The 7,725-nt window shown below is 53.6% G+C and carries 5 protein-coding genes; 4 read left to right on the top strand and 1 reads right to left on the bottom strand.

The window, feature by feature from the left end; translation table 11 throughout:
• The first annotated feature begins 388 nt into the window (after positions 1 to 388).
• Positions 389 to 2,560, top strand: coding sequence for a polyribonucleotide nucleotidyltransferase (locus tag HQ37_RS07390; protein WP_036881948.1), 2,172 nt, complete (start codon positions 389 to 391; stop codon positions 2,558 to 2,560).
• 129 nt (positions 2,561 to 2,689) lie between these two features.
• On the opposite strand, the gene HQ37_RS07385 is transcribed toward HQ37_RS07390, so the two are convergent.
• A complete protein-coding gene (locus HQ37_RS07385) occupies positions 2,690 to 3,196 on the bottom strand; it encodes a PH domain-containing protein (protein WP_036881945.1) in 507 nt (168 codons plus the stop codon).
• 621 nt (positions 3,197 to 3,817) lie between these two features.
• On the opposite strand from HQ37_RS07385, the gene eno reads away from it, so the two are divergent.
• The 3 genes from eno (at position 3,818) to HQ37_RS07365 (ending at position 7,627) form a co-directional block, all read left to right on the top strand.
• A complete protein-coding gene (eno, locus tag HQ37_RS07375) occupies positions 3,818 to 5,101 on the top strand; it encodes a phosphopyruvate hydratase (RefSeq protein ID WP_036881939.1) in 1,284 nt (427 codons plus the stop codon).
• 567 nt (positions 5,102 to 5,668) lie between these two features.
• Positions 5,669 to 6,877, top strand: coding sequence for a uracil-xanthine permease family protein (locus HQ37_RS07370; RefSeq protein ID WP_036881996.1), 1,209 nt, complete (start codon positions 5,669 to 5,671; stop codon positions 6,875 to 6,877).
• Between the two features lie 33 nt (positions 6,878 to 6,910).
• Positions 6,911 to 7,627, top strand: coding sequence for a DUF5020 family protein (locus HQ37_RS07365; RefSeq protein WP_036881937.1), 717 nt, complete (start codon positions 6,911 to 6,913; stop codon positions 7,625 to 7,627).
• Positions 7,628 to 7,725 lie beyond the last annotated feature (98 nt).

The raw sequence follows: 7,725 nt of genomic DNA, 5'->3' as shown, positions 1-7,725 counted from the left end.
GTACGATGAAGATACGAAAACTTGCAGATTTGACAAAGGATTTAACCGTTTATATCACTGAATAACAAACGATAAACGACTATTTAAGGGGCGACTAGATAGGAGCTCGGTCGAGGTATAAGTAGGACTTCACTCGAGCTCCTACTTATGTCTCTGCAATGATCTAAGTAGGATCTCCGCTGACGCACTCCTGGAGCTTTCGCTTGTGCTCTCTCTCAGTCTCATTGGTCTCTCGTTGGCTCACTTTGGGCGAAGCGATCGCGAGAGAGGAACTGCCTCGATACTTTTGGCTCTAATGCCTCTATTGCTAGAGGTGAGCTGAGGTATTTTAACTATCTTTGCGCCCGACAATAAGAGTGTTAGAATTAAAATTAAGACAGTATTATCTATGCTGAACGTGTTGAGAAAAACTATTACCCTGCCTGATGGACGTGAGATCGTCATCGAGACAGGCAAGCTGGCCAAGCAGGCCGATGGTGCGGTAACCGTAACCATGGGGAACACAATGCTCCTGGCCACCGTGTGTGCAGCTAAGGATGCCAATCCTGGAGTGGACTTCATGCCCCTGCAGGTTGAGTACAAAGAGAAGTTTTCTGCGATTGGACGCTTTCCCGGTGGCTTCACTCGCCGCGAGGGTAAGGCCTCTGACTATGAGATATTGACTTGTCGTCTGGTAGACCGTGCTCTGCGCCCCCTCTTCCCAGATGATTATCATGCTGAGGTGTTTGTCAATGTTACCCTTTACTCCGCCGACGGAGTGGATATGCCTGATGCGCTAGCTGGTCTAGCTGCTTCGGCTGCATTGGCAGTATCGGACATCCCCTTCAATGGCCCTATCAGTGAGGTGCGTGTGGCTCGCGTGGGTGGTGAGTTCATTGTGAACCCAACCTTTGAGCAGCTCGAGGGGGCAGACATCGACTTGATGGTCGGTGCTACCCTCGACAATATCATGATGGTAGAGGGTGAGATGCAGGAGGTGCAGGAGAGCGAGATGCTCGAGGCTATCAAGGTGGCTCACGAGGCCATCAAGGTACAGTGTCAGGCACAGCTTGAGCTGAGCGAGGCCTGTGGTAAGCTTACCAAGCGTACCTATTGCCACGAGGAGAACGACGAAGATCTCCGCCGTGATGTGCACGAGAAGTGCTATGCCAAGGCCTATGCCGTGGCTACCTCAGGGACGGACAAGCACTCTAGAGCCGAAGCCTTTGAAGCTATCGTAGAGGAGTACAAGGCTGCCTTCACCGAAGAGGAACTCGAAACCAAAGCTCCTATGATCGCTCGCTACTATCATGATGTGGAGAAGGAGGCGATGCGCCGTGCGATCCTCGACGAGGGTAAGCGTCTCGATGGTCGTAAGACTACGCAGGTGCGTCCCATTTGGATCGAGACGGATTACCTGCCAGGGCCTCACGGTTCAGCGGTCTTCACCCGTGGCGAGACACAGTCTTTGACTACCGTTACTCTCGGAACGAAGAACGATGAGAAGCTCATCGATGACGTTCTTAACTATGGCAAGGAACGCTTCCTTTTGCACTACAACTTCCCCCCCTTCTCTACCGGTGATGCCCGACCACAGCGTGGTGTCGGTCGTCGTGAGATCGGTCATGGAAATTTGGCTCATCGTGCCTTCAAGCGCATGATCCCTAAGGATTATCCCTATGTGATCCGCATTATCAGCGATATCCTCGAGTCGAACGGATCTTCGTCTATGGCAACAGTATGTGCCGGTACGCTGGCCTTGCGTGATGCTGGGGTGCAGATCCATAAGCCTGTATCGGGGATCGCTATGGGCCTGATCTCTGAGAATAAGGGCCAGAATTATGCTATCCTCTCCGACATCCTCGGCGACGAAGACCATCTCGGAGATATGGACTTTAAAGTTACTGGTACTGCGGACGGGATCACCGCTACACAGATGGACATCAAGGTCGATGGCCTCAGCTATGAGATCCTAGAGCGTGCACTGGCTCAGGCTCGTGAGGGTCGTCTGCACATCCTCGGTAAGATGATGGAGGCACAGCCAGAGACACGTCCTGACCTCAAGCCTCATGCCCCTCGCATCGAGACCCTGCGCATTGGCAAGGAGTTCATCGGTGCTGTGATCGGCCCTGGTGGTAAGATCATCCAGGGAATGCAAGAGAAGAGCGGTGCTACGATCAGCATCGAAGAGGTCGACGGCGTAGGCATCGTTGAGATCAGTGGGACGAATAAGGCCTCTATCGATGCCGCTATCGGTATGATCAAGGCTATTGTGGCTATGCCCGAGGTGGGTGAGGTCTATCAAGGTAAGATCTCCTCGATCATGCCTTATGGATGCTTCGTGGAGTTCCTCCCTGGCAAGGATGGTCTGCTGCACATCTCCGAGATCGAATGGAAGAGACTGGAGACTGTCGAGCAGGCAGGCCTCACCGAGGGTCAGCAGATCGAGGTGAAGCTCATCGAGATTGATCCCAAGACGGGCAAGTTCAAGCTCAGTCGCAAGGCCCTGCTGCCCAAGCCAGAAGGCTATGTAGAGCCTGAACGTCGTCCTCGCCCCGAGCGTCGTCCTCGTCGAGACTAATGTACTAGTTCCTGGCTGCATGGCCCTCTCTGGGGCTAAGCAGATAGATACAACAAGGGCTGTGGCAGGAGTGCCACAGCCCTTGTTGCGTCTAGTCTGATGGAGTAGGGTAGGAGCCCTGCCTGCACCTCAAATAGCCCTTGGCTCGAGGTAGTCCGAGACGAGGTCGTGCGGGCAGGCGATGATGTACTTGCGCCCCTTGGTGGTGATGAGCTCGAGAGTAGGCTGGCGTCGGTGGCAGGTATAGAGGACGAAGTGTCCGTGCTGCTTGCTCCACCAATACCCCGTATAGCCGAAGAAGCCACCCGAACCGAAGCTGCGGATAGCCCCCGAGAGTATAGCTCCCTCCATCGGTGTGATGCTGCGGCATTGCTCGAGGTTGAAGGTATGCTTGTAGAGCAGGCAGCGTAGGAATAGGCTCTGCCCTCTGCGTTCAATATAGACCGGGCAGATGGCGATGACACCGACGAGTGCAGGTATGAGGAAGATCCCTAGATACCAGTGCACCCAGCTGGGGCTGTCTACCCAAACGAAGAGGACAACGCCTAGAAGAATGATTGAGACACAAAGTGTGATCAGTATGCAGAGCCAATCCCAGGTGAAGTAGGCCCTAGAGAGGTGTTTGTCTTGTATCATAGCAGATAGTGTTGATGAATGTCTGATACAAAGATAAGAGGATCGGGCGAGGGATCACCCTTGTAAGGGTAGGGAAATTGTGCCTTAGAGAAGAGATGGTGTATCTACAAAAGGCCTATCTGTGCCCCAGCGGAGCAGAGAATGAAAGGTCTAAAAACAAAAGATGGTCGTCTCCCGACGACCAATCTTTTTCGTTAACCTTAAAATCTAATACCATGAAAAACACACATGCAAATGTAGACATTATTTTATTCCTACCAAACTTCTAGAGGCTTTTTCCCGTACTCTAGGGTGTATTCATTGATAGATGGCATCTATTATTGAGCTTGCATGATGATGCCAATTCGCTGTTTTTTAACTGATTGTGCGCTTTGTCTGCGGAGAATTGTGAATAAGAATAAAGTTCCTTGCCAAGTGTGAAAATTTTTGACCAAATGAGGGCCTTTTGCCCTCGCCGCCCCTCGGGGAGAGTCGCTCTCGCTCCTTGTGGAATGACTTTGTTCGAGGGCTCTCTGCGCCTTGGGAGCTAGGATGATGGATAAAGCCATTTTTATATTTAATTAGTATCTTTGTCGGTGAAACTAAAGCAAAAGGAGTATTCATCACTTTATAAAGATTGATATGCATATTGTAAAGATTGTAGGTCGAGAAATCCTCGACTCTCGCGGTAATCCTACCGTAGAAGTAGACGTAACCCTCGCATGTGGTATCGTAGGTCGTGCTGCTGTCCCCAGCGGTGCCTCTACGGGCGAAAACGAAGCTCTCGAGCTGCGTGATGGCGACAAGACTCGCTACCTCGGTAAGGGTGTCCTCAAGGCTGTAGACAACATCAACAACGAGATCGCCCCTGCCCTCTATGGCATGAGCGCACTCGCTCAGCGTGAGATCGACCTCAAGATGATCGAGCTGGATGGTACTAAGACCAAGAGCAAGCTCGGTGCTAACGCTATCCTCGGTGTATCGCTCGCTGTGGCCAAGGCCGCTGCTGCATACCTCGAGATGCCTCTGTATCGCTATATTGGCGGTACGAATACATATGTGCTGCCCGTACCTATGATGAATATCATCAACGGTGGCTCACACTCTGACGCTCCTATTGCCTTCCAGGAGTTTATGATCCGTCCCGTAGGTGCTCCCTCTTTCCGTGAAGCTCTCCGCATGGGTGCTGAGGTATTCCATGCGCTCAAGAGCATCCTCAAGAGCAAGGGTTACAGCACGGCTGTAGGCGACGAGGGTGGCTTTGCTCCTAACTTCGCTGGTGGTACTGACGAAGCTCTTGAGACGATCCTCGCTGCTATCGACAAGGCTGGCTATGTAGCTGGCAAGGATATTACCATCGCTATGGACTGCGCCTCCAGCGAGTTCTTCAAGGATGGTATCTATGACTACAGCAAGTTCGAGGGTGCACATGGGGCTAAGCGTACGATCGACGAGCAGGTAGAGTTCCTCGCCTCTCTCGTAGAGAAGTACCCCATCGACTCTATCGAGGATGGTATGGCAGAGAATGACTGGGATGGTTGGAAGAAGCTCACCGCCAAGCTGGGCAAGAAGATCCAGCTCGTGGGCGACGACCTCTTCGTAACCAACGTAGAGTACCTGCGTCGTGGTATCGCTGAGGACTGCGGTAACTCTATCCTCATCAAGGTAAACCAGATCGGTACGCTCACCGAGACGCTCGATGCTATCGAGATGGCTCACCGTCATGGCTTCACCAGCGTAACCTCACACCGCTCTGGTGAGACTGAGGACTCTACTATCGCTGACATCGCCGTGGCTACCAACTCTGGTCAGATCAAGACTGGTTCGCTCAGCCGCACAGACCGTATGGCTAAGTACAACCAGCTGCTGCGCATCGAAGAGGAGCTGGGTGCACTCGCTCAGTTCGGTATCAAGCGTGTGAAGTAAGCACGAGCTTCGAATAACAAAGCTAATCGCTAGGGGCTGTGGATCACCATTGATCCACAGCCCCTATTGCATGGGAGACATGACCAAGTGTCTACCGATACCACTCTTGAGCTCCTATTGATACCTCGAGAGAATGCCTACTTATACCTCTATCGAGATCCTACTTGGGTCTCTCTTGCGCTCCTACTTATACCTCGATCGAGCTCCTATTTAGGTCTCCACTGCGCTCCTACTTATACCTCGATCGAATGCCCTCCGATACCTCACCTGCCCTCCTATTTAGATCTCCATTGCGATCCTATCTATGCTTCGACAAGTGCCTACCGATGCTTCGTTTGAGTCCCTCTAGAAGGCCCACTCATCGGTAAGTGCCCTCTCGGATCTTCGCCAGATCTATCACCGTGCTTTATATATGCTCGTATTGCAAACTGTGTTTGCATTGGAGCTTGTTCTGAAGCTTTTGGGCGAAGCTGACGATTAGCCTTATCTTTGTCCCATACACGGCGGGTAGAGCCTCGAAGCCCCGAGCCTCATGGCCTCTACTGCCCCATACCTCAAGTATCTATGGTGCAAACTCCAACCCTTACGCCGCTGCGCAAAGGCATCGTTGGCGTACAGTATCTCTTCGTAGCCTTTGGGGCTACGGTGCTCGTCCCCCTGCTTGTGGGGCTAGACCCTTCGACAGCACTCTTCTCTGCGGGTGTCGGCACGCTGATCTTTCATTTGGTGAGCCGAGGGCAGGTGCCTATCTTCCTCGGGAGTAGCTTCGCCTTCATCGCCCCGATACAGAGTGCCACGGAGCTCTATGGCCTCGGTGGGGCTCTCTTCGGTATCGTGGGGGTAGCCCTGGTGTACCTCCTCATGTCGGCCTTGATACGAGCCTTTGGGGTGAAGTTCATTGCTCGTCTCTTCCCGCCAGTTGTCATTGGCCCGATCATCATGCTCATCGGTCTCTCGCTCTCGGGGGCGGCGGTCAAGATGGCTGCGAGCAATTGGGCTCTAGCCATTGCCTCCCTCTCAACAGCCATCGTCATCACGCTCTACACCCGAGGTTTGATGCGGCTGATTCCGATCTTCTCGGGGATTGTAGTGGGATATCTGCTCGACTGGGCCTTCTTCGATGTGGATCTGAGCAGTGTGGCCGAGGCCTCGTGGTTTGCCTTCCCTCGCTTTATCCTGCCGACGGAGATCAGTTGGCAACCCATCCTCTTCATGATCCCAGTGGCCATTGCCCCCGTGATCGAGCATATTGGCGACGTCTATGTTGTCAATAGCGTAACGGGGAAGAACTTCATCAAGTCCCCCGGCCTACACCGTACGATGCTCGGCGATGGCCTGGCTTGCCTCTTCGCCTCTGTGGTGGGTGCACCACCCGTTACGACCTACTCCGAGGTTACGGGGGCGATGTCTCTGACTCGGGTTACTGACCCAGTAGTCTTTCGCATTGCTGCTGTCGCAGGGATCGCCTTCTCGCTCATCGGCAAGGTGAGTGCCCTCCTGCGCAGCATCGACGAGGCTGTGCTCGGCGGCATCATGCTGCTGCTCTTCGGCACGATCGCAGGGGCGGGGATCTCGACGCTGCTGAGGAGCAAGGTGGACTTTACCAGCTCTCGCAATATCGTCATCACCTCGGTAACCCTGACCACGGGGATTGGCGGGGCAGTACTCTCGATGGGCGACTTCACCCTACAGGGCATTGGCCTCTCGTCTATCGTAGCCGTCCTGCTCAACCTCATCCTCCCCGAGCCCAAGGCCACTCAAGACGAGGAGCAATAGACACTCTGCCTCACCCTATATCCTTCTCTCACAATGAAGCAACGCTATATCCTCCTGCTGTCCCTCCTCCTCATGATGATGAGCCTCCCCCGCCTCTCAGCACAGAATCTCCAGCTGCATTACGACCTCGGTAGCCGTCTATATGCCAAGGAGATGCCCCGTCGGCCTCAGCTCACCACGACGATAGAGCACTTCCGCCCCGATGCCTGGGGCAGCACTTTCTACTTTGTCGATCTGAACTATCAAGACCAGGGCATCCAGTCCGCCTACTGGGAGATCGCTCGAGACCTAAAGCTCTGGAGTGCTCCGCTGGCCCTGCGCCTAGAGTACAATGGCGGTCTGAGTAATAGCTTCTCCTATGACGACGCTTATCTCGTGGGGCTAAGCTATGCCTACAACGCCCCCGACTACTCCTGGGGCTGGGGCATTGCGCCGCTCTATAAGCATCTAGCAGGGCGTAGCCGCCCACATTCGTGGCAGCTGACAGGGACGTGGTACCTGCATCTGATGAATCGAGCACTGACCTTCACGGGCTTTGCCGACCTGTGGCAGGATCGCTTCGCAGGCCTAGGGGATGGCTTGGTCTTCATTTCCGAGCCACAGATCTGGTGCAACCTCAATCGTCTCAGGGGCTTCTCCTCCGACTTCGGCCTGAGTATTGGGGCTGAGGTCGAGCTGAGCTACAGCTTCCTACGCCGAGACGGCCTGTATGCTATCCCGACTGTGGGCCTCAAATGGACATTCTTTTGATGGATCGCTAGCTTATTTTGCAAAATAGTATTACCTTTACGCAAGAGAATATAAATCCTCTAGCCCTTGCTCGGGGCAAATTGACCCGAAGTGAGGTA

The organism is Porphyromonas sp. COT-239 OH1446 (assembly GCF_000768875.1).
Classification (GTDB): Bacteria; Bacteroidota; Bacteroidia; order Bacteroidales; family Porphyromonadaceae; genus Porphyromonas.
This window is presented reverse-complemented; position numbering and strand designations above follow the sequence as displayed.